22 protein-coding genes are annotated in these 25,583 nt (G+C 70.8%); 8 read left to right on the top strand and 14 right to left on the bottom strand.

Going from position 1 to position 25,583, the window contains the following annotated elements; translation table 11 throughout:
• Window positions 1-485 precede the first annotated feature (485 nt).
• Window positions 486-938 (top strand): DUF6884 domain-containing protein, encoded by a 453-nt coding sequence (locus MPTA5024_RS26195; protein WP_157099735.1) that lies wholly within the window; start codon window positions 486-488, stop codon window positions 936-938.
• 86 nt (window positions 939-1,024) lie between these two features.
• Here the strand turns inward: MPTA5024_RS26195 and MPTA5024_RS26200 are convergent, their stop codons facing one another.
• Both MPTA5024_RS26200 and MPTA5024_RS26205 read right to left on the bottom strand, forming a co-directional pair.
• On the bottom strand, window positions 1,025-1,852 hold the full coding sequence (locus tag MPTA5024_RS26200) for an LLM class F420-dependent oxidoreductase (protein ID WP_036329605.1): 828 nt from the start codon (window positions 1,850-1,852) through the stop codon (window positions 1,025-1,027).
• Between the two features lie 62 nt (window positions 1,853-1,914).
• Window positions 1,915-3,534, bottom strand: a complete 1,620-nt coding sequence (locus MPTA5024_RS26205; protein WP_269750631.1) for a carboxylesterase/lipase family protein — start codon at window positions 3,532-3,534, stop codon at window positions 1,915-1,917.
• Between the two features lie 133 nt (window positions 3,535-3,667).
• Here MPTA5024_RS26205 and MPTA5024_RS26210 point away from each other — a divergent pair, with 133 nt between their 5' ends.
• Complete coding sequence (locus tag MPTA5024_RS26210) at window positions 3,668-7,096, top strand: LGFP repeat-containing protein (RefSeq protein ID WP_051458695.1); 3,429 nt, start codon at window positions 3,668-3,670, stop codon at window positions 7,094-7,096.
• Between the two features lie 138 nt (window positions 7,097-7,234).
• Here MPTA5024_RS26210 and MPTA5024_RS26215 read toward each other — a convergent pair whose 3' ends face one another.
• From MPTA5024_RS26215 to MPTA5024_RS26225, 3 genes are all read right to left on the bottom strand, one after another.
• Window positions 7,235-7,963 carry a hypothetical protein gene (locus MPTA5024_RS26215; protein WP_036329607.1) on the bottom strand — a complete coding sequence of 243 codons (729 nt, stop codon included), beginning with the start codon at window positions 7,961-7,963 and terminating at the stop codon, window positions 7,235-7,237.
• 53 nt (window positions 7,964-8,016) lie between these two features.
• Window positions 8,017-8,769 carry a GNAT family N-acetyltransferase gene (locus MPTA5024_RS26220; RefSeq protein ID WP_036329608.1) on the bottom strand — a complete coding sequence of 251 codons (753 nt, stop codon included), beginning with the start codon at window positions 8,767-8,769 and terminating at the stop codon, window positions 8,017-8,019.
• Between the two features lie 660 nt (window positions 8,770-9,429).
• Window positions 9,430-9,879, bottom strand: coding sequence for a MarR family winged helix-turn-helix transcriptional regulator (locus MPTA5024_RS26225; RefSeq protein ID WP_036330734.1), 450 nt, complete (start codon window positions 9,877-9,879; stop codon window positions 9,430-9,432).
• Window positions 9,880-10,230: 351 nt separating this feature from the next.
• Here MPTA5024_RS26225 and MPTA5024_RS26230 point away from each other — a divergent pair, with 351 nt between their 5' ends.
• From MPTA5024_RS26230 to MPTA5024_RS26250, 5 genes are all read left to right on the top strand, one after another.
• Window positions 10,231-10,734, top strand: coding sequence for a cupin domain-containing protein (locus tag MPTA5024_RS26230; RefSeq protein ID WP_232326649.1), 504 nt, complete (start codon window positions 10,231-10,233; stop codon window positions 10,732-10,734).
• A gap of 173 nt (window positions 10,735-10,907) precedes the next feature.
• On the top strand, window positions 10,908-12,041 hold the full coding sequence (locus MPTA5024_RS26235; RefSeq protein ID WP_036329612.1) for a HoxN/HupN/NixA family nickel/cobalt transporter: 1,134 nt from the start codon (window positions 10,908-10,910) through the stop codon (window positions 12,039-12,041).
• 90 nt (window positions 12,042-12,131) lie between these two features.
• Window positions 12,132-12,812 carry a nitrile hydratase subunit beta gene (gene nthB / locus MPTA5024_RS26240; RefSeq protein WP_036329614.1) on the top strand — a complete coding sequence of 227 codons (681 nt, stop codon included), beginning with the start codon at window positions 12,132-12,134 and terminating at the stop codon, window positions 12,810-12,812.
• The gene (nthA, locus tag MPTA5024_RS26245) at window positions 12,809-13,408 is read left to right on the top strand and encodes a nitrile hydratase subunit alpha (RefSeq protein WP_036329615.1); all 600 of its coding nucleotides are present in this window, start codon (window positions 12,809-12,811) and stop codon (window positions 13,406-13,408) included. Before nthB ends, nthA begins: the two co-directional genes overlap by 4 nt.
• Window positions 13,405-13,779: a nitrile hydratase accessory protein gene (locus MPTA5024_RS26250; RefSeq protein ID WP_036329616.1), complete on the top strand. Its 375-nt coding sequence runs from the start codon at window positions 13,405-13,407 to the stop codon at window positions 13,777-13,779. The genes nthA and MPTA5024_RS26250 overlap by 4 nt, the downstream gene beginning before the upstream one ends.
• A 32-nt stretch (window positions 13,780-13,811) precedes the next feature.
• Here the strand turns inward: MPTA5024_RS26250 and MPTA5024_RS26255 are convergent, their stop codons facing one another.
• From MPTA5024_RS26255 to MPTA5024_RS26275, 5 genes are all read right to left on the bottom strand, one after another.
• On the bottom strand, window positions 13,812-16,319 hold the full coding sequence (locus tag MPTA5024_RS26255) for an ABC transporter permease (RefSeq protein WP_036329618.1): 2,508 nt from the start codon (window positions 16,317-16,319) through the stop codon (window positions 13,812-13,814).
• Entirely contained in the window at window positions 16,319-17,008 is a 690-nt protein-coding gene (locus MPTA5024_RS26260) for an ABC transporter ATP-binding protein (protein ID WP_036329620.1), read from the bottom strand. Before MPTA5024_RS26260 ends, MPTA5024_RS26255 begins: the two co-directional genes overlap by 1 nt.
• On the bottom strand, window positions 17,005-17,523 hold the full coding sequence (locus MPTA5024_RS26265) for a PadR family transcriptional regulator (RefSeq protein ID WP_036329622.1): 519 nt from the start codon (window positions 17,521-17,523) through the stop codon (window positions 17,005-17,007). The genes MPTA5024_RS26260 and MPTA5024_RS26265 overlap by 4 nt, the downstream gene beginning before the upstream one ends.
• Window positions 17,524-17,607: 84 nt before the next feature.
• A complete protein-coding gene (locus MPTA5024_RS26270; protein ID WP_051458697.1) occupies window positions 17,608-19,710 on the bottom strand; it encodes a cellulose binding domain-containing protein in 2,103 nt (700 codons plus the stop codon).
• A gap of 504 nt (window positions 19,711-20,214) precedes the next feature.
• On the bottom strand, window positions 20,215-21,591 hold the full coding sequence (locus MPTA5024_RS26275; protein WP_036329624.1) for a lectin: 1,377 nt from the start codon (window positions 21,589-21,591) through the stop codon (window positions 20,215-20,217).
• Window positions 21,592-22,382: 791 nt separating this feature from the next.
• Here MPTA5024_RS26275 and MPTA5024_RS26280 point away from each other — a divergent pair.
• On the top strand, window positions 22,383-22,922 hold the full coding sequence (locus MPTA5024_RS26280) for an AAA family ATPase (protein ID WP_157099736.1): 540 nt from the start codon (window positions 22,383-22,385) through the stop codon (window positions 22,920-22,922).
• 478 nt (window positions 22,923-23,400) lie between these two features.
• Here the strand turns inward: MPTA5024_RS26280 and MPTA5024_RS26285 are convergent, their stop codons facing one another.
• From MPTA5024_RS26285 to MPTA5024_RS42610, 4 genes are all read right to left on the bottom strand, one after another.
• The gene (locus MPTA5024_RS26285) at window positions 23,401-24,216 is read right to left on the bottom strand and encodes a hypothetical protein (protein ID WP_198167400.1); all 816 of its coding nucleotides are present in this window, start codon (window positions 24,214-24,216) and stop codon (window positions 23,401-23,403) included.
• Window positions 24,152-24,571, bottom strand: coding sequence for a hypothetical protein (locus MPTA5024_RS26290; RefSeq protein ID WP_051458699.1), 420 nt, complete (start codon window positions 24,569-24,571; stop codon window positions 24,152-24,154). Before MPTA5024_RS26290 ends, MPTA5024_RS26285 begins: the two co-directional genes overlap by 65 nt.
• Before the next feature lie 184 nt (window positions 24,572-24,755).
• Window positions 24,756-25,256 (bottom strand): hypothetical protein, encoded by a 501-nt coding sequence (locus tag MPTA5024_RS26295; protein ID WP_198167401.1) that lies wholly within the window; start codon window positions 25,254-25,256, stop codon window positions 24,756-24,758.
• Window positions 25,240-25,521 (bottom strand): hypothetical protein, encoded by a 282-nt coding sequence (locus MPTA5024_RS42610; RefSeq protein WP_036329628.1) that lies wholly within the window; start codon window positions 25,519-25,521, stop codon window positions 25,240-25,242. The genes MPTA5024_RS26295 and MPTA5024_RS42610 overlap by 17 nt, the downstream gene beginning before the upstream one ends.
• Window positions 25,522-25,583: the final 62 nt, after the last annotated feature.

Consider the following 25,583-nt stretch of genomic DNA (forward strand, 5'->3'; position numbering starts at 1 on the left):
TGGGGTTCCGCACCGGTCGGGGGGACGCGTGGAACTCCCACACGTCATGTACGTGGGGCAGAAGTGTTCCTGGTGCCGGGCAGTCGCGCGACGCGGCCGACCCGCCGTCGTCGCGGGCACGGCAGCCGGATCGACGGCGCCCGGACGGTCGCGGCGGGCTCTTCGAGCCTAGGGCGGCATCGGTGCCCAAAACCCCAGTTCAGCGCGCCACAACTGCGGCACATCAGGACATCGCCCGACGCGACCGCCCGAGCCGCTCCCCCGAGCCGGTCCGCACCGGGGCCGTCCGCCGCTCTCCGGCGGGCTCGCGTGTCCGGATCCGAGGGTCCCGGGTCCGGACCACCCGCCATCGACGCCGCCCGCCGCCCCGTTGTACCCGTCGGCCGCGGGTCAGCGGCCCAGAGTTCGACTCCAGGAGGCGACGTGACCCACCGTGGACGGCCTGATGCGCGCGGAGACGCCGAGCTGGGACGGCCGGCGTGACGATGAGCGACCACCGTGGCCTTGTCCGTCCCGAACTGGTCGTGATCCCGTGCGGCAGCCGGAAACTCGATCACGCCGCCCGGGCGGCCGACATGTACATCGGCTCCTATCACCGCGCATGCCGGAAGGCGGCCGAGGCGCTACGGCCGGACCGGTTGATCATCCTGTCCGCCCGCTACGGGCTGCTCGATCCGGACGACGTCATCGAGCCGTACGACACCCCGCACGGCACAGCCGACGCCGTCACGGCCGGGCTACTGCTGGATCAGGCGGGGCGGCGTGGACTCGCCCGCCTCGACCCTGTCGTGCTCCTCGGCGGCGCGCGACACGTGACCCTGGCCCGGGCGATCTGGCCGCACGCCCGGGCGCCGCTGAGCGGGACGCGCGGCATGGGGGAACAGTTCGCACGACTCGCGGCCATCGCCAGGTCGAACGGGCCCGGCCACCCTGCATGAGACCGGCGTACGGCCAGGCGTGCCGAGGTCTCCGGCCTCGTGCCCCGCGACGAGGGGTGATCGCGTGGACCCCGCCGGGCGCGTGGCTACCGGCAGTCACCGACGAGCGCGGCGAACGCGTCCAGCGTGCGCAGAGTCTCGGCCTCGGGCTGGGTCGGCAGCGAAAGCGCCACGCGGCCGGCCCCCGCCTCCGCGTAGGCGGCGACGAGTTCGGGATCGGGTGGCACGGACGCCACGATCACCGGCACGTCCCCGGCGACCTCGGCCAACCGGTCCAACTGGGGCCGGACCCGGGCCGGGTGCCCCACCGCGTGCGGCATCCAGCCGTCGCCGTGCGCCGCCACCCTGCCCAGCGCCGCCTGGCCGTCGCCGCCGATGTAGACGGGCGGATGCGGGTGCTGTACCGGCTTCGGCCAGCAGAAGATCGGGGCGAAGTCGACGTACTCGCCGTGGAACTCGGCCTTGTCCCTGGTCCAGATCTCCTTGATCGCGGCCAGCCGTTCGTTCAGCAGGGCTCCCCGCCTGCGTGGATCGGTGCCGTGATTGCGCATCTGCTCGCGGTTCCAGCCCGTGCCCACGCCGAAGATCACCCGGCCGTCGGACACCAGGTCCAGGCTGGCGACCTCCTTGGCTGTATGGATCACATCGCGCTGGGCCAGCAGAGCCACCCCGGTCCCCAGCAGCAGGTCGCGGGTCACCGTGGCGGCCGCCGTCAACGCGACGAACGGGTCGAGGGTCCGGTAGTACACCCTGGGAAGATCGCCGCCCCCAGGGAACTGCGTCTCCCGCTCCACGGGAATGTGGCTGTGCTCGTGCAGGAAGAGCGAGTCGAAACCGCGCTCCTCCAACGCCGTGGCCAGCGCGGCAGGTCCGATGCCCTCATCCGTCATGAACGTTGTGACACCAACCTTCATGCGAACAAGTCAATCACTCCCCGTCGCGGCGCCGCCCGGGGGCCACCCGGCGGGACGATGTCTCACCCTGCGAGCAGCGGGAGCGGCGGGAAGGTGTGGTCCTGCCACAGCAGCCGCGAGGTCTCTTCGGGGTAGGCGGCGACCGTCGACGGCGTGTCGAAGAGCTGTGCGAGGCGGCGGCCGGCGTCGTACGGCGGCCAGCCCGGGTCGCCCTGGGCGGCGAACGCCGTCCAGGCCCCGCGGATCCGCGCGGACAGCTCCTCCGCCGCCGGGGAGGGTGGATCGCCGATCAGGACGGCGGGCTGCCCGCTGCTCAGGTTGCCGAAGACGAGCGGCACGTCCAGGCCGTGGCACGAGCCGAGGGCGCCGCCCAACCCCGGGGCGGGCCAGGTCAGTTCGTAGAGGTGGGCCCGGCCGCCGCCGGCGATCTGCGCGCCGGCGAGGTGGAGGCTCGGCATGCGGAACAGCCAGTCGGCGTTGACCAGCTCGTACAGCTCCTCGTCGGCCGCGGCCGGGAACGCCTCACGGTACCGGCGTGCGCCGTCCGGGCCGGGCGCGAGCATGCGCAGAGCGGTCTCCGTCTGCTCGCGCGTGACCTGGCCGAGCACGCCGTCGATCAGGCTGAACAGCCGGTGCTCGTCACGAGTGTGCCCGACGAGGAGCCCGACGTCCCGGGCCGCGCCGCCGGCCAGCGCCTGCCAGGGGGTCGCCGGCAGGACGTCACCGTCGACAACCGGGGCGAACGGGATCGGCCGGTGCGCGATCCGCCCCCAGCGCTCCCGCCGCCGGACCGTCGTGGCGGCGATCGCGTCGCCCGCCGCGGGCAGCAGGGCCGGAGACACCTCCGACAGGCTCGAGACCGTGGGCCGAACCCCCAGCTCGGCGGCGCAGGCGGCGGCGACGTCGGCGGCCAGCTCAGGAGAGAAGAACGTCCCCGGCACGCTCTGGGCGACCGCCCGGCGGAACAGCCCGGAGGCGCGCGGCATGGCGAGCAGCGCGGCGACCGATCCGCCGCCCGCCGACTGACCGAAGATCGTGACCCGGTCGGGGTCGCCGCCGAACATCCGGACGTTGTCCCGCACCCACTGCAGGGCCGCGACCTGGTCGAGCAGGCCCCGGTTGGCCGGTGCTCCTTCGATCTGCGCGAAACCCTCGATCCCGAGACGGTAGTTGAGGGTCACGACCACGACTCCGCCCCGGGCCAGGTGCCCGGCGTCGTACTCAGGGAGGCTGGAGGTGCCCATGGCGTACCCGCCGCCGGGGATCCACACCATCACCGGAAGCCCCGCCTCGGGATCCGGGTCCGGTGTCCAGACGTTGAGCGTCAGCCAGTCGTCGCCGGCGGCGTCCTGGGACGCCCCGAGCAGGCCGGACTGCGGGGGCGGCGGGCCGTACGCGACCGCCGGGCGCACCCCGTCCCAGCCGCGCACCGGCCGCGGCGCGGCGAACCGGAGGGCCCCGACCGGCGGCTCCGCGAACGGGACGCCGCGGAAGACCGCCAGGCCCGCCTCCCGGCCGCCGCGAAGGACGCCGGCCACCGTACGGACCTCCGGCTCGGACTCCGGCGGCGTGCGGGACGACGGCTCGCCGGCTGACGGCCCGATGGAAGACGGCTCGTTGGATGAAGGCTCGCCGGCTGACGGCTCGCTGGAAGACGGCTTGCTGGATCCGGTGACGGCCACGTCGCGGTTTCCTCTCCGTTCCTGCCCGGCCGAGCATCTCAACGCACGCCGGCCGCGGGCAAACGGTTAAGCCCGCCGGTTGAGTAGGCGGGTACTCATGTGACCGCCGTGAGGGGCGGATGACACTGCCACCATGGTCACTCGGCTTCTCGTCGTCCTGGCGTTGATCGCGTCCGCACTGGGCGTGCCGCCCGCCACCGCCGCCTCGGCCGGCACGTGCGCGCTGCTCCCCGTGGGTCCCATCCACACGCGGTGGGTCCTGCTCGAAGGCAGGGACGGGCCGCTGGGCTGCCCCACCGGTCCTGAGCAGGACGTGCCGGGGCACCGCGGCAAGCGCCAGGCGTTCGAGGGCGGCGAGGTGGCCTGGTCGCCGGAGCAGGGCGAGGCCATGACGGTGGCCGCGTACCTGCTGGGCAAGTCGGCCGTCGTCGAGTTCGGGCCGACCGGCCCGTACCACTACGACAAGTTCCTGGTGCGCTGGGACCGCGACGGCCAGAACCTCGGCCAGGACAGCGCGAGGTTCAGCTGGTCCGACTCCGGGTCGCACGTGATCTACCCCGACAGGAACGGCACCTACACCTTCATCGTGGAGGGCTGCGACCAGGGCAGGTACGAGGGCTCGACCTGCCGGCAGGGCTGGACGATCCCGGTCAGCACCCGGCTCGACAGGGGCGGCGGCGGGTCCCAGGACGGAGTTCCCCCCGAGTGCCCGATACGGCCTCAGGGCGAGATCGGCGTCAAGTGGTTCGACATGGGCTCGCGTTCCGGCCCGCTCGGGTGCGCCACCGGCCCGGAGGAGGACGTCCCCGGACACCGGGGCAAGCGCCAGAACTTCGAACGAGGACAGATCGTCTGGTCGCCGGAGCAGGGCGAGCACATGACGGTGGCGGCCTATCTCCTGGGCAACCGGGTCAGCGTGGACTGGGGGCCCTCGACCCCGTACACGTACGACTTCTGGCAGATCCGCTGGGACAGGGACGGCGTCAACCTGGGGCAGGACGAGCGTGACGCGAGGCGCATGTCGCCGGCGGACGGCGACCTCGGGCGGTGGACCGCGCGGTTGCAGGGGTTCGGCGAGTACGGCTTCACCGTCCAGGGGTGCGACAGGGGCGGCTTCCTCGGCGGAGCCACCTGCAGGCAGAAGTGGACCGTGCCCGTCCGGCTGCGTTTCCAGCCGGCGTCCGAGCCGCTCTGCGGACAGCAGCCGGTCGGGCTGATCCGTGACAGGTGGCTGGAGCTACGCGGGCCCGCCGGGTTCCTCGGCTGCCCGACGGGCCCGGAGGAGGACGTTCCGGGCCGGCGCGGCATGCGGCAGACCTTCCAGGGCGGGCAGATCACCTGGTCGCCCGAACAGGGAGAGAGCATGGTCGTGGCCGCCTACCAGGAGGCCGACGGGGCCGTCGTCGAATGGGGGCCGACCCGGCCGCGGTTCGACTACGACCGCTTCCTGGTGCGCTGGGACAGCGACGGCACCGACCCGCAGCAGCGGACGGTCACCGGATCCCGGGTGTCGGGCCGGCTGCGGGTGGGGCTGCCGTCCGGCGGGAAGCCGGTCACCTTCACGGTGGAGGGCTGTGACAAGGGCGGCCTCCTGTCCGGCTCGACCTGCCGGCAGAAATGGACGATCCCGGTGACCGTACGGCCGAAGCCCGTCGACGGCGACGTCGACATCTCCGCGGCGTCCGCGAAGGACCCCGCGACGGCCATGGCGACCCAGAAGGCGCGAACCGACGCGGCGGTCCGGTCGTACTCCTGCCTGAACGCGCTGGACCTGGACGACCCGTCACCGGGCGAGGGCGAGGCGGGGCGGCTCGTCGCCCGGCTGCAGCGGCTCAGGCTCGACGGCCCCGACGACGCGTGCGACGGCGACCTGCCCAGCCGTCTCCTCGTCAACGAGTTCCTCCGGGATGTCCCCACCAAACCGGTGGGCACCGAGACCGACGACTGCCCGATCGAGGAGAAGACCGTCGGCGACTACGACACCTTCCTCAAGGGGCTGGTCTACATCGCGTACAGGCAGCGGGACCTGCTCGACTACGACGTGTGGTACCGCCTGCTGCACGAGTTGCTCACGATGAGCGGGCCGCACTCGGTGGCGGAGGAGGGCAAGTCCATCTGCCTGTTCGTGTCGCCCGAGTCGGAGAACCACGTCCTGCTGATCGAGACGGCCCGGTACCTGACCAACCAGCTGTTCTTCGACGCCACGCAGGACGCGGTCTGGGACAACCACGTCAACGGCATGGACGCCTATCTGCTGCGCTTCATGCACACGATCGCCCAGCACGACTTCCTGGAGTTCAACGCCCGGCCCTACCAGCGGTACTCGATCAACGGACTGCTGAACCTGTACGACTTCGCGCGGCAGAGGGCGGTGCGCACCGGCGCACAGATCGTCCTCGACTACACCACCACGAAGTTCGCCACGTCCAGCAACATGCTGCGGCGGAGCGGGCCCTTCCGGCGGCTGGCGGACCACACCGACGCGGCGAACAAGAGCTACTACTCCGGCGACTCCGACCCGCAGACCGCCTTCTTCCTCGCCTACACCGGCCTGTCGGACCACACGGGTGGGAAGATCCCGGCGCACTGGCGGCTGGAAGCCATGATCGCCGGGCTCTCCTCCTACCGGCCGCCGAGGGCCGCGTACGAACTGGCCATGAACAAGGGCACGCCGTACCAGCAGACCTTCTTCCAGGGGAACCGGCCGAAGATCCACCCCGACGCGGACGACGCCGATCCCGGCGTGGAGATCTACTCCAGCTCGCCCTCCTTCATGATCACGGCGGGTGGCGTGTTCCTCAACAGCGGCTACCGCTCCGACAGGATCAGGGGGTTCAAGGACCGCGGCGTCGCCCAGCCGACCACGCTGATGCCGACCGGGGCCGACGTGGAGGCGGCCGACCTGATCCGGTTCGAGGGGGCGCGGCGCGACGTCAGCGACCCGCCGGACCGTTCCGTGGTCAACACCTGCGTCTCCGGCGGCTTCGCCTGCGGCGTCCAGGGCGTGGTCCCGCACCGCTGGCTGCGCTGCGCCGGCCCCGAATCGGACGGCCAGTGGCTCCTGCTGGACCTGGAAGGCTGCCAGGGGCTGGGCTTCTACGTGGCCGTGCACATCGACCAGCCGAACGGCGTCCTGCCGCCGTACCAGAACGGCGGATTCTTCTACGCCGTGGAGCACACGGCCATGCCGTTCAGCACCTTCGCCACGAAGACCAAGGAGCTCAACGCCGATCTCCCCCGCTACCTGGACATCAGCACGCCGTACACCTTCCAGGCCCCCGACGGGCACACGTACCGCTTCCAGCTGTACCGGCCCGGCGGCAAGTACCTGTCCGACCTCCTGGAGATCGACGGCACGAAGCAGCCGGACGACCTCACGTCCCTGCCGCTGGCCGACGGCCCCTTCCTCAGCTCCACCGGGCATGACGGGCTGATCACGATCCGCCGCCCGGGCTGCGCCGGCCCGCTCACCCTGGACTTCCGCGACGCCCTGCAACCGGTCAGGACCGAGCCCCCGGCGCAGGACCCGAGCCCGATCTGCCCGCCTGTGAGAGGGACGTGACCGTCCGCCGGGCCGCGGTCCGGCGGACGGACGCGGTCCGGCGGACCGACGCGATCCGGCGGTCCGGCGGACGGATGCGAGGAGTGCGGCGCTCGGCGGGCGGCACCGGCGGCGCGGGAGCCCTCGGTGTCCGTCGCGTCAGCGTCGCTCGTCGGCGAAGGCCTCACGCGGCTGGAGGAGCCGTCCTCGCGCGTACTCCTCGTCGAAGGCGGACGGGCCGAGCGAGCCGATCGCGGCGGCGCGCATCTTGGCGAGGTCGGCCGCGTCGTCGGGGTCGGGCACCTGGCCGATCGCCGCGAACGCGGCATCCGTGACACCGATCATCCGCGCCGCGCGGACGTGGTCGCCCTCGGCCGAGGCGAGTGCGGCGCCCGCCACGCAGACGTACGGCACGAAGTCCGCCCAGCCGTTGCCGAACACCCGCTCGCGATTCTCGGCGAACAGCTTCCTCGCCACGTCGAGGTTGCCCAGGCCCAGCTCGCAGAACGCGAGGTTGTGGTACTCCGAGTTGACCATTTCGGGCCGGCCGAGCTCCTCGTTGAGGGCGATGCTCTCCCGGTACAGATCCCGGGCGCGGAGCAGGTCGCCCGACATGCGGGCCACGCCGGCCAGCACGTGGCGAGGCCGTTCCTCCAGGCCGCGGTCGCCGGAGCGCAGCGCGACCTCGAGAGCCTCCAGAGCCCTGGCCTGCCCGCCACGCAGGTCGCCGCCGCGGATGGCGACCCGGGCCAGGCTGTACCTGGCCTCCACCTCCCCCGCCGGGTCGCCGGCGGCCTGGGCCCGCTCGATCTCGGCCTCGCTCATCCGCACCACGGTGTCGGTCTCACCCCGCCGGAACGCCGAGCGCACGCGCTCACTGAAGCTCATGGTCCTCTTCCATCTCTGAGATGTCCCCGTCTTCGACCCGGAGGTCTCGTCCGTCACGCGAACACGGTCCAGGTCTCCACCAGACGGAAGCCCATCGACTCGTAGAGCGGCCGGCCCATCGCGCTGGAGTGCAGATAGGCCGCGTCCGCGCCCGCCGCGACGCCGTCCAGCAGCACGGTCTCGGTGATCGCCCGGCCCAGTCCACGGCCCCGCGCGGACGGGACGACGGCGATGTTGAACACCCCCACCACGCCGGACGTCCGCACACCGAGCCCCGTCCCGGCGGGCCGTCCGGACTCCTCGGCCAGATAGCCCGTGATTGCGTCGGCGTCGAGCACGCCGCCGCCCATGAGTGAGCCGAAGGCGCCCTCGGGAGCTTCAAAGGCCCGGGTGAGCGTGTCGGTGTAGAGGTCGTTCTCGGCGGCGCCGACCCGGCGCACCAGCTGCCGCTGCGCCGCGCCGGCCCGGTACGCGATGTCCGCGGAGCAGGCCAGCAACGGCAGATCCGAGCGGCCGGCCAGCCCGTGCCGGGCCGCGAGGTCGGCGACCCCGTCGCCCGCCTCGCCACGAACCATGATCGACCAGGGCGCGCCCTGCCTGCCGACCTCGGCCGCCATCGCGTCGAGCGCCCCGAGGTCAGGTTCCCGCGTCGTGTCGTAGGCCACGTTCAGCGTCGGGACGCCGGCGTGGGTCACCGCCGCCCGGGCGCTGCCCCTCTCGGCGTACCAGCCCTTCGGTGTCACCCCGCAGAGGAGCTCGATGGCGTCGAAGTACGCAGCCGCCATCCGATCGGCGGTTGTGTTCATGGCCGTCCCCCATCACGTCTTCCGTGCCCCGGGGAGAGTACCGGCAGGCGCACGCACCGGTGACACCGGCGGCCCGGCTGAAGCCTGGGTGACGGGGTTGCCTGCCTCGTCGTGGCCGGGGTGGTCCGGGTGCGGTCGGGGAGGTTCCCCGGGAGCCGCACCCGCGCCTGAGCGGACACCTTCACCTACGGCGAACGCGACCGCCTCACCTCCGGCGCCGACCGGCCGCACCGAGGGCGGCACCACCACGAGCTATGAGCACGCCGGGACCAGTAACGATGTGGTCGCCGTCACCGATGCCGCAGGCGTGAAGCAGGAGACCTACAGCCGGGGCGCCTTCGGCGGCGTCGTGTCCGCAAAGACCCTGGCGGACACCAGCAGGTGGAACCGTGCCTGCGGCTAGGAGATTTTCTCCCGTGCCCGAGCCGCATCGACGCTCCCTGAAATGACGCTCCCTGAAACTGCGTCCTGATCCATAAAGAACTGTGCCAAATGGGGGTGCGCCTCCTACCGCCCGCCGTGGGGAAACGGTTCGCCACACAGCACAAGTGGCCTGCTCCACTGAAGGAGAATTGTAAAGAACGTTAACTGGGAACGCCGGTTGTCACCGCCCAACCGACCGCTCACGGAAGACCCGGGCGAAAGCGGCGAGCGACCGGCTTACTCCGCCCAGGGGTCGAACCCGGTGTCGAGGACGGCTTGGAGGGACGCGCGCAGCTGGGCTGCCTCGTCGGATCCGAAACTCTCCTCGAACCGATCCTGCACCGCCTGCCACAGGGGCAGGGCCGCCCTAAATCGGGCGAGGCCGTCCGGTGTGAGCGTGACGACGCGTGCGCGGCGGTCGGCCGCCGACGGCTCGACGGTCACGAGGCCCTCCCGCGCCAGCGGCTTGAGGTTGGAGGCCATCGTCGTGCGATCCATGGCGATCATGTCGGCCAGGGTGGTGATCGTCATCTCCCCGTGCGCACTGAGCTTCTGCAGGATGCTGAACTGCGTCGCCCGGAGACCGACAGGGGTCAGGGCCTTGTCGTAGGTCGCGCCGAGGTACCGGCTCGCCTTGCGCAGTGCCAGGTTGTTGCACAGGTCGGCCTTCGCCGCCGCACTCGTCATCGTGTCCTCCACAGCCTTCCCGCCCAGGATAGGAGCATCTGCTCGCACCTCTGAAGGCAGCCGCCCGGCCGTCGGCGGACAGCGGCGGGGTGGACCCGGGGGTTGTCGTTGCCGTACCGGAAATACGAGTATATGCTCCTAATTCCGACGGCACCCCTGAGATGGGCGAGACCTTCCACCGAAGGGGCCTCCGTATCCGGCGACCATGCCGTCACCTGGCCACAGCCGCCCCGGCGCCTGCGACAGACAGCACGGCCTGTCGGCCCTACCCTGCCGGGGCGCGGCGCCGACATCTCGTCTCCATGTTGATCCAGAACGAACGAGGTACCCATGAGCTTCTCACTTGCCGAATTGGACTCCGCCGACCCGCGCTGGAACAAGCGCGGTGCGCTGTATGTGCCCTCCGGTCAGGGCCCGACGGTATGGGCGGCCGGCGACGTCTACACCATCAAGGCGACCGGCGCGCAGACGAACGGGGGCTTCGGTTTCATCGAGGCCACCGTTCCCACGGGCGGCGGTCCCGGGGCCCATGCCCACCCCGGAGAGGAGGAGACGTTCTACATCCTCGACGGGGAACTGGAGTTCCTGGACGGCGACCACACCTTCACGGCTGTCGCGGGCGACTTCATCCACATCCCCCGGGGGATACGCCACCGCTTCACGAACAAGGGCAACCATGCCGCAAGGATGATCTTCATGTTCACTCCCCCCGGCGTGGAACAGGTCATCGCCGATTACGCCGCACCCGTCCAGCCGGGTCAGGCGCCGCCTCCGGTCGTCGATGACGACCAGCTGGCACGGTTCGACGTGATGGTCCGGCTCGCGAAGACGATCAACCTGCCGGAACCGTCCTGAGCCCTGGTCGCGCCAAGCTCCGGCGGACGCGACGACTCCCACGCCGACGAACCTCTGGACGTACGGGCGACTGTTCCGATGCCGAACGCTCCGCTTCTTCAGCCGATCGCCCCGGCACCGTACGAGACCCGTTCGCGAGACCCTTTCGCGAGACCCTGGAGAGGCTGACCCCGATGGCCCTGCCCGACAACTCCTCCCCCACCGTTGTGCTTTCCGGCGTGACGCCCGCCGCCTCGGTCGTTCGCTGGGAACGCCGGGACTGGTGGCGTACGGGTGGACTGATGGCGGTGATCGCGGCGCTGCATCTCGTGGCGTTCGGGATCCTGGCCGCGTTCGTGGCTCCGCACCACTACAAGGTCGGCAGCGACGTCTTCGGCCTCGGGCTCGGCGTGACCGCCTACACCCTCGGCGTGCGGCATGCGTTCGACGCCGACCACATCGCCGCGATCGACAACACCACCCGCAAGCTCATGGCCGACGGCAAACGCCCGGTGTCCGCCGGCTTCTGGTTCGCGCTGGGCCACTCGACCGTCGTGGCGCTGCTGGCCGCGGGCATCGCCGCGGGCGTGCGGCTGACGACGTTGACCAACGACACCTCCGGCGCCCGCCAGAGCCTCGGCGTGGCGGGCACGGTGGCGTCCGGCGGCTTCCTGTACCTGATCGCCGCGCTCAACCTGGTGGCGCTGGCGGGGATCTGGCGGGTCTTCACGGCGATGCGGGCGGGCCGGTTCGACGAGCACGAGCTGGCGAGGCACCTGGACAACCGCGGCTTGATGAGCCGCGTCCTCGGCCGGCTCACCAGGTCCGTCTCCCGCCCCGGCCAGATGTACCCGGTAGGGCTGCTGTTCGGGATCGGGTTCGACACCGCCACCGAGGTCACGCTGATGGTGATGGCGGGATCCGGCGCCGCCGCGGGGCTGCCGTGGTACGCGGTCGTCTGCCTGCCGCTGCTGTTCGCCGCCGGGATGAGCCTGTTCGACACCCTCGACGGGACCTTCATGAACGTCGCGTACCAGTGGGCGTTCTCCAACCCGGTGCGCAAGGTGTACTACAACCTGACCGTCACCGGCCTGTCCATCGCGGTCGCGTTCCTGATCGGCACGATCGAGCTGGTCGGATCCCTGCACGACCAGCTCGCCCTGACCGACCCGGTCACCAGCCGGATCTCCGGGGTCGACCTGAACAACGCCGGTTTCGTCATCGCCGGACTCTTCGTCGCCGTGTGGGCCTGCGCTCTGGGCTACTGGCGCATCGCGAAGGTCGAACACCGCTGGAACCGGGCCGGCGGCCAGACCGGCGTCCGCTGAGAGACGCGCGGCCTTCCCGCTTGCAGAAGGCTCCCGATCACAGCTGCATCCGATTCTCGACACACGATCGCACCATCTGGGGGTTATGCGATGGACGGTATCGCCGACATGGGGGGAACTCCGGGATGGGGACCCACGCACCCACCGAGCCGTGATGAGCCGATCTTCGCGGAAGAGTGGCAGGGCCGGGCGTTCGCGCTGGCGCTTCTCTCCAGCCGCATCGCGTGCGGCGGCCAGAACACGGACGCCTTCCGGCACGCGCTCGAGCGCCTGGACCGGGCCGCCTACCTGGACGACGGCTACTACGGGCGCTGGCTCAACGGCGCGGAGCTGATGCTCACGGAAAGCGCCGTCCTGGCGCCGGGCGCGATCGACGCCCGCGTCCGCACCCTGCGCGGCGAACACCTGGAGGAGCCGCCGATCCCCGCCGCCCGAACGGACCGCGCGCCGGCCGCCGTGGCGCCCGGCGCGGGGTCGCTGCGCTCCGTCGGCACCGCGCCGGCCTTCGCCGTCGGCGAGCGGGTACGCGCCAAGGACCTGTCGGTGCCCGGGCACACCCGGCTGCCGGGCTACGTGCGGGGACACATCGGCGTCGTCGAGCTCATCCAGCCCGCTGCCGTGCTGCCGGACACCAACGCCCACTTCCGGGGCGAGAACCCGCAGCACGTCTACTCGGTGCGGTTCGACTCACGCGAGTTGTGGGGCGCCGCCGCCGAACCCTTCGGGCTCACCGTGGAACTGTTCGAAAGCTACCTGGAGACCATCTCATGACCACCACCGGCGGATCGGACGGATCCCATCCCGTGGCCCTGCGCACCGAGGCGCTCGAGCAACTGCTCACCGAACGGGGCCTGATCGACCCGAAAGTGATGGACGGGCTCATCGCCACCTACGAGACCAACGTGGGCCCGCTCAACGGCGCCAAGGTCGTCGCGAAGGCGTGGACCGACCCGGAATACCGGCGGCGGCTGCTCGATGACGGCACCGCGGCCATCGCGGAACTGGGGTTCTCGGGGCCGCAGGGCGAGCACATCGTCGTGGTGGAGAACACCGCGAGCAGCCACAACGTGGTGGTGTGCACGCTGTGCTCGTGTTACCCGTGGCCGGTTCTCGGCCTGCCGCCGAGCTGGTACAAGGACCCCGCCTACCGCTCACGCATGGTCAGGGAGCCGCGCACGGTGCTGTCCGAGATGGGACTTCAGCTCGACGACGACGTGCGGATCACCGTACGCGACTCCACCAGTGAGGTGCGCTGGCTGGTGCTGCCCGAACGTCCCGCCGGCACCGAGCACCTGTCCGAGGACGAACTCGTGCCGCTGGTGACCCGGGACGCGATGGTCGGCGTGGCCAAGGTGGCGGCACCGTGACCGCGCCGCTGGACGTCGAGGGCCGGGCCGCGCCGCCCCGCTCCAACGGCGAGCTGGTGTTCGCCGAGCCGTGGCAGAGCCGCGCCTTCGGCATGGCCGTCAGCCTGTACGAGGCGGGCGCGTTCACCTGGCCGGAGTTCCAGACCGCACTGATCGCCAGGATCGCGGCCTGGGAGACCGCGGCGGCGCCGGACGATCCCTACGACTACTACCGGCTCTGGCTGGCCGCCCTGGAGGACGTCCTCGCCGGTCTGTGCGCCGTCTCCACGGACGAGGTCGCCGCACGGACCGAGGTCCTGGCGCGACGCCCCCCTGGCCACGACCACGACCACGACCACGACCACGACCACGACCACGACCACCATCGCTGATGCTCCGGCGGGGCGTCGCGAGGAGATTCCCGTCAGGGGAGCCGGCGGGCGAGGGGCAGTCTGGTCCGGGTGATCAGCGCGGCCGCGCTCGCCAGGACGGGCAGCCCCACCACCACGGCGACCACGAACGACCACGGTATGGCGATCGTGGCGGGATCCCCGGCGCCGTGCGTCGTCATCGGCCGGGTCAGCGCCAGTCCCGTCACCGTTCCGGCGACCAGCCCCATCAGCGCGCCGAGCCCGGAGATGTAGAGCGCCTGGCCGGCCACGACCAGCCGCAGCGTCCCGGGCGGGGCGCCGATTGCCGACATCGTCGCCCGTTCGGGACGCATGTCGGCGGACGCCAGGCGGGTCGCGGCCAGCGTGCCGCCGACGACCAGGACGAGAGCCCCCACGAGCCAGCCCCACAGGCCGGGGTCGGGCACGTTGCGATAGCCCTCCTCGAAGGCGACGGTCACACGGGGAGTCACCTTGGCGAGATCGCGGGGCAGCGTCGAGCTCTCCGGCAGCCGGTACATGGCGTACAGCTGGCGCTCCGCCGTCGAGAAACCCGCCTGCTCGACCAGGGCACGCGGCAGCAGGGCGCCGCCCTGGTGCTCGTCGGCGGGTGTGGCCACCACCGCGGGCACGTCGAGCGTGCGCGGGGGGCCTCCCGTGGAGCTCGCCCGCAGCGTCAGCCTGCCGTTCCGCACCGCGGCCGCGTCGAACACCACGGCCTTGCCGCTCGCCAGCGCCGCGGCCGCCCGCGGGTCGTGGCGCCCCTGCAGGAGCCCCAGCAGATCCTGGTCGCCGACGGCCGCCGTGCGGCGCGTCCGCACGCCGTTCCACCGCACCGTGTACCGCAGCGCGTACCGGCGGCCCTCGGCGTTCCTCGCCTGGTAGCCGGCGGCCAGCGGCACACCCGGCAACTGACGGGCCACCTCCGCGCGAAGCCCGGTCCACGCGGCGTCGCCGATGGCGCCGGCCCAGATCGCCAGCGTGCCGGTCGGGCGTGCCGAGGTGTAGGCGTCGCGCCGGTCCACGTATTCGCTGTAGGTGCCGATGCCCACCGCCACGACCGTGGCCGTGACCGCCATGACGGCCGCCACGGCGCTCGCCGTCCGGGATCGGTGGCGGACCGCGTCTCGGACGGACACCCGGAGCGGGAGCCGCAACCACGCGGCCGGCCGTCCCGTACGGCCGACCAGCCACGGCGTCACCATCACCAGCCCGAGCAGGACCGGCACCGCGGAGGCGAGCACCCACATCGAGCTGGCCTGGCGGCGCGCCACCACGGTCGCCCCCAGCCCGGCCAGCACCAGCACGGCCCCCGCCACGGGCAGTCCCGGCCGGTCGGCCGCCGCCTCCGCGCGTCCGGCCAGCACCGTCGCGGTGTTCTGCCGGGCCGCCTGTACGGCGGGCACCAGCGCCGCCACGAGCCCGGTGAGCAGGCCCAGCGCGGCGACGACCAGAACCGGCGGCCACGGCACGTCCGGCGGGCCGGCCTGCCCTCCCCAGCGCGCCACGACCGGCGCGCCCAGCGTTCCGGCCCCGATGCCCAGCACCGTCGCCGCGAGCGCGGCCGCACCGCCGAGGACCAGTCCGTCGGCCAGCACGATCAGGCGCAGGTGCCCGGCCGAGCCGCCCTGTGCCGCGATCTCTGCCAGTTCCCTGCGCCGTCTCCGCAGCCCGACCGCGAAGGCGGGCCCGGCCAGCAGCACGATCTCCAGCATCACCATGATCACCATGGCGCCGATCCCGACGGTGCTCTGGACGTCGACGCCCGGGGCGCGGACCGGGTCGCCCGCCGGGCCCGTGAGCATGCCGCGAGAGGTCACGAACAGGCCGGCCTTGTTCAGGGCGGGCACGTCGGTCCAGTTCACGGGCCTGGGGGTGTCGGCCAGCCAGCCGGTGCCGTACCCGTGAGGAGACCAGAGCTCATCGACCGGCTCCACCGCGAGATCCGGGCCCACGACCTCTCGGAGCGACGGCCGGAACGGATGCTCGACCACGCCCACCACCGTCAGCGGCGCCCCGCCGGACGGTTGCAGACGCTCGCCCGGCCGCAGGCCGAGCGCGGGTGTCACCGCGACCTCGCGGGCCGCAGCGGGAAGCCTGCCTTCACTCAGCGCCAGCATTCCCCTGGTGAGGGGGTCGCGCAGGTCGGTCCGCAGCGCGTCGACCCGCTCGGTGCCCAGCCGCAGCACGCCGGCGTCGAACGGGATCACGCGGGTGCCCGGCCCGAGCAGCGCCGTCACGTCGGCGGCGCCGAGCCGGGGCACGGGCGCGCCGCCCTGGCCGCCGGTGCTGAAGGACGCCCCGTTCGGCGTCTGGCGGAGCTCCGACGTGCCCTCGGGTACCTGCGTGAGGCGGGCGTCGGCCGCGCCGAGCTCCGCCACCAGTCCTTCCCGCGGACTGACCTGCATGGTCTCGGTGAGGGTGAGCACCGCCGTGATCACCAACACGGGCAAGCCGATCATCACCATGATGAGCGCGCTCCGTCCCCGGGAACGCCATGCGGTTCGCCGGGCGATGCGCAGCGCGGCGCGGACGGCGCTCATCACGCGCTCGCCAGCGGTGCGCTCGCGGAATCCGCGATCACCCCGTCACGGAGGAACACCACCCGATCGGCCCAGGCGGCGTAGCGCGGCTCATGGGTGACGAGCAGGACCGCCGCGCCCGCGTCACAGCGGGCGCGCAGCAACCGCATGATCTCGTCGCCGGTGCGCGTGTCGAGCGCGCCGGTCGGTTCGTCGGCCAGCAGCAGGCGCCGCTCGCCGACCAGGGCGCGGGCGATCGCGACCCGCTGGCGCTGCCCCCCGGACAGCTCGTCGGGGAAGCGGTCGGCCAGGTCGTCGACGTCGACCTCCGCCAGCACCGCCATGGCCTCCTCCCGGGCGAGGCGTGCCCGTACGCCGTCGAGCTCACGCGGCAGCATGACGTTCTCCGCCGCCGTCAGCGACGTGATGAGGTTGAGGTCCTGGAAGACGTAGCCGACCGCGCGCCGCCGCAGCGCCGCCAGGTCGCGCACGGCGGCCAGGTCCTGCTCGCCGATGTGCACCGTCCCCGACGTGGGCCGGTCGAGCCCGCCCGCGAGGTTGAGCAGCGTCGACTTGCCGGACCCCGACGGCCCCATGACCGCGACCAGCTCTCCCGGATCGACCTCGAGGCTCACGCCCTTCAAAGCGTGCACGGCCGTCGCTCCTTCCCCGTGGACTCTGGCCACCTCGGCCAGCCGTACGACCGTCATCTCTCCTCCTTGAGAACGGCTTCGCAGTGGTCCAGCCACCGTTGCTCGGCCTCGGCCTGGAAGATCATGGAATCGAGCACGAGCCGCTGGGCCACGCCGTCGGTGCCGTCCGCGGCGGCTCGCTTGGCCCTGGTCAGCTGCTGGAGGGCCGACATGGTCGCCGTACGCTGCCTGCGGATGACCTCGGCGACGTCCACCTCCCTGGCGGCGACGGCCATGGCCAGCTTGATGACCAACTCGTCCCGCGGCCGCTCCGACTGGACGACGGGGGTGGCGAACCATCGCGCCATCTCCGTCAGTCCGGCCGCTGTGATGGTGTAGACGACCCGACCCTGCTCGTCGGACTCCCCCGGCGTGACCAGGCCGTCGCGCTCCATGCGGGACAGCGTCGTATAGACCTGGCCGATGTTGAGCGGCCAGGTCGCCCCTGTGGACGCCTCGAACTCCACCCGCAACTGGTAGCCGTGCCGGGGCCCCCTGCTGAGCAGGGCGAGCAGACCATGCCTGACCGACATGGATACTCAGTATGCATACTCAGTATGCGGTTCACAAGAGTGCCGGCGGGGCGCGGCCGTTCAGGCCGCGCCCCCCGGAGCACGTCAGGACGAGTAGGTCGTGGTGCAGACGGTCCCGTTCAGGGTGAAGGAGGCGGGCGGCGGGTTGGCGCCGGTCTGATTGCCGACGAATCCGAAGCTGACCGTGTTGCCGCCGTTGGCAGCGAGGTAGGTGTTCGAGCCGGCCGGGGTGACGACCACGTGCTGCCCGTCCCCGGCGAAGGTGGCGTTCCAGGTGCTGTCGGAGACGGACTCGGTGGTGGCCGGGAAGCTGAAGGCCAGTGTCCATCCGGTGATGGGGGTGGTGCCGGTGTTGGTGACGCTGATGTTCGCCACGAAACCGCTGCCCCAGCCCGTGGCGAGATCATAGGTCACGGCGCAGGTGCTGTTCCGCGGCGTCCCCGTGATGAAGGTGACCGGCTTCGAGGGCATCGAGAGATAGCCCTTCTGGTCGGTGGCGAGCACGTTGAGCGTGTAGGCGGTGCCGGGTACCAGGTTCCGCGCGGTGAACGAGGTCGAGGTCGATTCGCCGAGCAGCACGCTGTTGGTGCCGAACTGCTGGTAGACGGCATAACGGGTGACGTCGCCGCCGGTGGACGGTTGCCAGGAGATCCTCGCGGTGTCGGCGGTGACGTCACTGGCCGTCGGGCTGCCGGGCGCGGCCAGCGTGATGCTGACCGGGTTGGTGGCCGACGGCCTGAGCTTGAGCGTCACGATCGAGTACGGCGGAATGACCTGGGTGCTCGCGGTGCCCTGCTTCGATGCGGCGATGGAGGTGTACCCGGAGCCGAGCGTGTAGACGGTGGGGGTGGCGCCGCTCGGCGTCCAGCCGTCGTAGCCGAGGTGCACGGAGTAGGCGTTGGCGGGATCCTGGTTGACCATCTCGACGCTGAGGCCGCCGTCCGCGTTGCGGGCCGCGTGCACCGAAACGAGCCCGTTGTCCGAGCCGGCCCTGACCAGGGTGTCGCCGGGCATCGCCACCCTGCTGAGCATCTGCAGCGCGTAGTAGGGCGCGAACGGCGTGTTCAGCGGCGGTTCGCAGACGCCGTCGCCGTTGCAGTTGCCGCTCGACAGCAGGCCGCCGTCGCCGTACGACGTCGATCCGTCGGGCGCGGTGCTGACGTCGCCCATGCCGTTGCGGGTGTCCCAGTAGTCCACCGTGAAGACGCCGTTCTCCAGCGCGGCGAAGTAGACGTCCGCGGTGAACAGGCCGCCCACCTGGGTGTCCGACTGGTAGTTGGACGCCGTCTCGGTCACGGCGATGCCGATGTCCGGGCCCTTCGGGCCCGCGTACCGGTTGATCTGCTGCCGCACCTGCGCCAGTTCCCCGGGGAGCAGCCGCACCTGCTGGAGGACGTCCGCGGCGGTGGTGTGGTTCGGGTAGTAGTGCACGATCACGAAGTCGATGTACGGTCCCGCGATCGACAGCACCGTCTGGTTCCAGGCCGCGCTGTCACCGGTGGCGACGACCCCGTCGGGCCAGTTGCCCGGATCCGTGACCACCGCCCCGATCTTGATCGTGGGATCGACCGCCTTCATGGCCTGGGCGTACTGCACGAGGTTGTTCGCGTACGCGGCCGGACCTTTGCTGTCGTGGTAGTCGAGCTCCCAGTCGGCGCCGTAGTAGCCGTTGCCGAAGATCTCGTTGCCGATCTCCCAGTACGTGACGCCGTACCCCTTGGTGACGTTGGCGTACTTCACCCAGTCGGCGGCCTCCTGCGGCGTGCCGGACCCGTAGTTCGCGATGAGGATCGCCTGCGCGCCGACGGCCTTGACCGTGCCCATGAAGGAGTCGAAGTCCGTGCCGGGCGCCACCCACCCGCCCCCCGAGACGGTGGTGGTCTTCCAGTGGAAGCCGTCACCGTACGAGCCGCCGGGATAGCGCATCATCTGCACGCCGGCTTTGCCGAGGAGGTCCACCGACGCCGGGGTGTTCATGTTTCCGTCCCACACCGCCTGGTTGAGGCCGTACGCGGTGCCGGGCACGGTGCCCAGTCCTTCGCGGGCGTTGACGGTGACGTTGACGGTCGGGGTCGCCGCCCGGGCCGCCGTGGGCGGCGTCGTGAGGACGGCTCCGACGAGGGCCACGGCCACGCCCGCGGCGAGCCGGGGCCGCCGTCCAAGACCGCGAAGAAGCGACAGGTCCACGGGTTCTCGCCTCCTGGGGTGGGAGGTGTCCCGGCGATGCCACGCGTCCGGGGGCACGCGGCATTCTTCATGAGACACCGCAGAATGCGTTCTATACGCTGTTAGCGTTAACAGCGCATCGTGACAACTGTGCGGGAGTTGTGGGCGATAACGCATTAGAGCAAATACAATGAATTCGTGGACGGTCAAGTGGCGGTGACGGCTTCCACCTCGCCCATCTGCTCTTACTGGGCATACCCCCACCACGTCGAGCGACCGAGCTGAAAATTACACCGGCCGATTCCGTGGTCTGGGCCGCCGGCGGCGGGCGGACTGGACGCCCGCCAGGCACTCGAAGCCGCGGTCCTCCGTGTGGCTGAAGCGAGCACGGCATGGGCTCGTGGAATATGCCCGTGTCACCGATCGCGATGGGGGCGTCCGGCGAACGCACTCTCGCCGGACGCCCTCGATCACATCATCGCGTCGGAAACGACCTCCCGCACCACGAGGGCGCGGACAGCGGACTCAGACGCGGGTCCACTTCTGGTTGGCGGCGCCGTTGCAGGTCCAGATCTGGACCTTGGTGCCGTTGGCGGTGCCGGCGCCGGAGACGTCCAGGCACTTGTTGGCTCCGACGGCGGTGATGGATCCGTCGGAGTTGAGGCGCCACTTCTGGTTGTTCTGCCCGTTGCAGTCCCAGATGATCACGCTGGTGCCGTCCGCGGTTCCCGCGCCGTTGACGTCCAGGCACTTGTTTCCGTAGACGCGCAGCTCACCGGCACTGGTGGAGGTCCACTGCTGGTTGGTCTGGCCGTTGCAGTCCCAGATGGCCAGCTGGGTGCCGTTGCTCTGGGAGGCGTTGGGGACGTCCAGGCACCGGCCCGACCCCACACCCCGGAGCGCCGACGTCGCCGGCGGATTGCCCGTGGGCGAGGTGGTCGGGGAGGTGGTCGGCGAGGCGGAGGGTGACGGGGAGGGGTTGCTCTGGAGCTGGGTGAAGAACTTCCACACCTCTCCCGAGGTCCAGGTCTGCCAGCCGTCGCAGGTGCACCCGTCCCGGGGGCCGGGGTCGTGACCGGCTCCGTCGAAGGCGGCCCAGACGACCGGATATCCGGCCCGGCACCCGGAGTAGTAGGTGACGATGTGGGTCAGGCTGCCCTGCGCGGGCTCGGGCGGGTTCTGCGGGGTGCAGCCGTTGTTCCTGACGAACGTGTCACGCAGCGCCCGTCCGGAGGAGATGGGCAGCACGTTGTCCCTGAGGCCGTGGAGCCCCATGTAGGCGACGGGCTGGGTGCCGCCGCTGCACCCGCTGAGGTTCGCGCCGGAGTAGACCGCGACCGCGCGGAAGACGTTCGGACGGGCGCAGGCCAGCGCGTACGACATCGCACCGCCGTAGCTGAACCCCGAGGAGAAGATCTGCGCCGTGTCGACGCACAGGGCCGCTTCGATCTGCTGAAGCATGTCGTCGACGAAGGTCACGTCCCGGCCGCCGGAGTTGGCCCAGCCGTTGCCGATGCCCTGGGGCGCGACGAAGATCGTGCTGTTGCCGGCGTTGTCGGCCAGGCGCCTCAGACCGTAGTACGACCAGTTGTACCCGTCGGTTCCGCCCGAGTCGACGTCGTTGGCGGTGCCGCCGTTCCAGTGGAACCCGAAGATCAACCGGTAGGGGTGGTTGTTGTCGTAGTTGGCGGGGACCCGCAGGATGTAGCTGCGGCTCTGGCCGCCGCTCGTGATCGTGTGCGAACCGCTCGCCAGCGCGGGGGCCTTGCCGCATCCGCCGGTCGCCGCAGCCGCAGCGGTGCCGCGCGTGGCCGACGTGGTGGCGCCGAGCGCCGTACCCGCCGTTCCCAGGGCGACGAGCGCCGCTACGGCGACCGCGGTGAAGAAGGATTTGTGCCTCACGTTACGCAGCTTCCTTTGCTGTCCGTGATGGGGGGATGGGGAGTTCGGCCATGAGGCCGAGGAGCCTCCCGGTGTGGGAGTCACGGCCGCGACGCGGACCGGGTGCCGGAGGCGGGGGGTGGTGACCTGCGCAGAAATCGTCCAGTCATGTGCTTCTCCAGGAGACGCGCGCTACCCGCCGGCGGCGCCACAAGGGGGTGGTGCGGCGGACCGGACGTCGACGCGGGGCCCGGGGCCGGTGCCCCACGACCGTTGTGTCGAACCAGCGAGAATGCCTCAAGAGGGGGTGTCCCGAAGGCGTGGATACTAATTACGATCCGGTTACTGACACCCTGTCAAGACAGTAAGCATGCTTATTTCCTGTCACAGGAGTGAAGCATGATGGCATCGTCGGCCGGTGGCTCTCCGCCTGCCCCCGTTGACCTCGCGTTCCGTCTGACGTCCGCTCCGTTGGGCCCGCTGAGCATCCCTCTCTGGCGCCTGCCGACATGGCCGTAGGACGGGACGCCGAATGAAAGTAAGTCGTATTCTTTCAGGCGAGGCGCGGCGGTTGACCGGTTGGCCCGGGGCACCGCCGGCAGCATGATCGCGGGAAAGAGTAGAACTCATTTGGGTGCAGCTCGGGCTGAGTGACCGGTCGCGATGGCGTACGTCACGCACATGGCACCGTCTGAGCTGGAGCTTCGGCCGTCCACCGGGTGTGCCGGATCAGTGACTCGGTCGAGGCTACGCCTTGCCTGAACGCGGCAATAGCGTTGCTAGCCCGGGCTGGTCATCTCTACGCTGGCGGCGTGACCTTGGTGTGGGTGACGGGCAATTCAGGGGCTGGTAAGTCGACGGTCTGCGAGGTGTTGCGAGCGCGTGGCTATGTCGCGCTCGACGCCGACGAGGACGGCATCAGTTGCTGGATCGACCGAACTAAGGGCGAGGTCGTGACGGACCCTCCGTATCCGGTTCCCGGGGGCTGGCTCGATCGACACGGGTGGGCGATCAATCGCGAGCGCGTTGAGACCCTCGCCGAGGAGTCTCGTTTCCGAATCGCATTCTTGTGTGGGTCGGTGGAGAACGAGGCAGACGTACGTGATCTTTTCGACCTCATCGTGTGCCTGGTGATCGACGAGGACACCCTCCGCTATCGGCTCGCGACCCGTACTACGAATGCGTTCGGTCAGCATCCCGAAGAGCTCGCAGCGACCCTGAAATGGAATCCTCGGATGCGAGCGATCTACGAACGTCGTGGCGCGACGATCATCGATGCATCCAAGCCGGTGACCGAGGTGGTGGACAGCGTGATCGACGCGGTTCAGGAGCTGAGAGGGTCCACCCGATAGCTCGGATCACGTCTGCGTGCCGCGTTGTCCTCAGCGAGCCAGTCTGTCTTTGGCTGCGGCTCCGACCGGGGCACAGCCGGTTGACGGTCAAAGCTCCAGCTCAGATGTCGTGCCACGTGCGTGACATATGCCATCGCGACACTCAGCATCGAGCTGCACCCAATTCAATGGGTGCGGCTACTCCTGAGTGGCTGAAGCGATCAAGCCGTGAGGGCGTATCCGTCCTGGTAGCCGGTCTGATGGACGCGTTCGTGTTGTCGGGCGAGATGGAAAGTCCAGTACTCCTCCAGATGACCGTTGGCGACCAGCGCGCGTAGCTTCAGTACCGCCTCGGCTCCGGCCAGGCCCCACCGCGCTCGGCCAGGTCGAACCTGTCGGCGATCAGATGACGGCACGCGCCCTCGACCGCCCCGGTCGCGATCGGCCATCCCGCCTCCAGCGCCTGGTCATACTGCAGATGCCTGGCGTTGTCGGACAGCTAGCGGAAGCACGCGTCGATGCCGTCACGGTGCTGCGCGCCGGCTGTGGCGGCCTGCGTGGTCAGCGTGGTGATGACCTGGCCGGTGTGCCCGGCCAGCAGGGCCAGGGCATGCCCGGCGCCCCAGTCCTCCGCGGCCGGTGCCGCGGGCGGGTGCAAACTCCACGCAGCAGCCCATAACTTCTCCAGCACGTGCACGAAATCGATCACGATGTGGACGCGGATGCGGCGCCGGGCGGCTTCGGCGGTGATCAGGTCGCGCTGGTGGCGGGCCCCGTCGACGAGCACGACCCAGGGACGGGCATGCGCGGGATCACGGGCCTCGGCATGGTCGAACACCTTTGCGATCACAGGGCCAGGGCCGGTGACGACCGAGCCGCACAGCCACGTGCGCGTCGCGGACGGCCTGGCGCGCGGCAGGGGCTGCCCGGCCCGGTCGCCGGGGACGGCGATCACATCGTGCGGCCGGCGGGGCGCGGGCTCGACGTCGTAGACCACCCCGAGGGTGGCCATCCGTTTGCGGGTCGGTTTCTCACCCGCCGCCAGCCGGGTCCGGAAGGTGGCGCGGGCGCGGGCGGCGGCTTTGGCGGTCGCGGGCCGCAGCGCCTCGGGGCGCATCGCGACGCCCTTGCCGTCCACGCTGATCGCCAGCACCGTGCAGGCGGTGCACGGCAGCGGCGTCCGCGCGGCGTAGAAGGTGTCGACCACCAGCCGCTTCAGCTTCGAACGCAGCCCCTCCCGCTTGGCGGCCTCATCCGGCAAGCCCATCGCCACCGCGATCTGCCCAGCCCGCAACGCCCGCCCGGCATCGACCATGATCTCTACCGCGTCCCCGGTACGCGCGCGGCAACATCGCCGCCGTTATGCCCGGCCGCCACGGCGGCACCGTCGCCACACCGAGCACCGGCGGCCGTACCGGAACCGCGCCGACCGCGTCGATGCCCCCGCCTGCAAGTTCGGCCGTTTCCATAGACTCACCGGCCAGCTCGGCCGCTTCGCCCAGGATCTCCTCCACCGTCTCCCTTGTGATCACCAGCCGTGACAACCGATCGTGCTCATCCTCCAGCCGTGACTCCAGGGCGGCGATCTGCTCGCGGATCTCCGCGATCCGCTGCCGGGCCACAGCCTCACGCCGTGCCAGCTCCTCCAGCAACGAGCCCACCGTCACCACCGCATCACCGTCTGCACTCACAGGAGAAGGCGGTTCATGGACTAAACAGTCACGACCACAGAAGCCCAGCTCAGACACTCACTGAGGAAGAGTTACACCCAACTCATTCCCACAAGCCATGCGGCGTCCGCCCTGGCGTCGGGCCGCCGGGGACCGGGCCGAGAGTGGCCCGGCGGCTCGGCTCCTACGGGTGAGAATCGAGGCGGTGCGTCGAGCCGGCGTCGAGGGCGCCGGTGACGTTTCGAATGCCGGCGCGGACCATGGTGCCGTACGGGTCTTCGGGTAGGTGCTGGACGAGGTCACGGGCGTTCGCCAAGTGTTGACGGGCCAGGTCGGCGTTGCCCAGTCGGCGGTGGACGTCGGCCAGGTTGAGGTGCAGTGAGGGCAGGAAGCCCTGAACCTGTAGCGAGGAGTGGTACCGCTGAGCACGGTCGTCGGTGAGGTCGGCGACGGCTGCCAGGGCGCGCTCGTCCCAGACCAGTTCCGCTTCCGCGCTGTCCTGAAGGTCTGCGAGGTAGTGCGCGAGGACGCAGCGGTGAAAGGCGTCGCCATCGGCGCCGATCCGGTCCCAGAGGGCGGTCAGGGCGTCGCGGGCCTCGCCCCTCTGCCCTGAACGGCCAAGCTCCACGGCGGCGACGATGCGGGCCATCGTCTCGTCCGGCTTCGTATCAGCGGGCTGGCTCACGATTCTCCTTGATGTCCGGCCGGAAGGCCGCCTTGACCGGCATGACGAGGGTGGTGAATTCGCTGTCGTCGGCCGAGCGGACGACAACGGGCAGGCCAGGCCGACTGATCTCCAGCATCACGTCTGGGCCGACGCCGGCCGTCAGCGCTGGGGCGGGGAACGTCTCCTCGACCACGGGCAGGATCCCTTCGCCACCTGGGCCGTCGAGCCGGACATGCGTGCCGGTGAACGGCAGACGCACGCAATCCTGCTCATCCGCAGTCATCGTAGAAGCGCAGAGCACTCGTCGTGACGTTCGCCGCCCCGCGCGAACACCCCGAGTCATCC

Source organism: Microbispora sp. ATCC PTA-5024 (assembly GCF_000511135.2).
GTDB classification, from domain to species: Bacteria; Actinomycetota; Actinomycetes; order Streptosporangiales; family Streptosporangiaceae; genus Microbispora; species Microbispora corallina.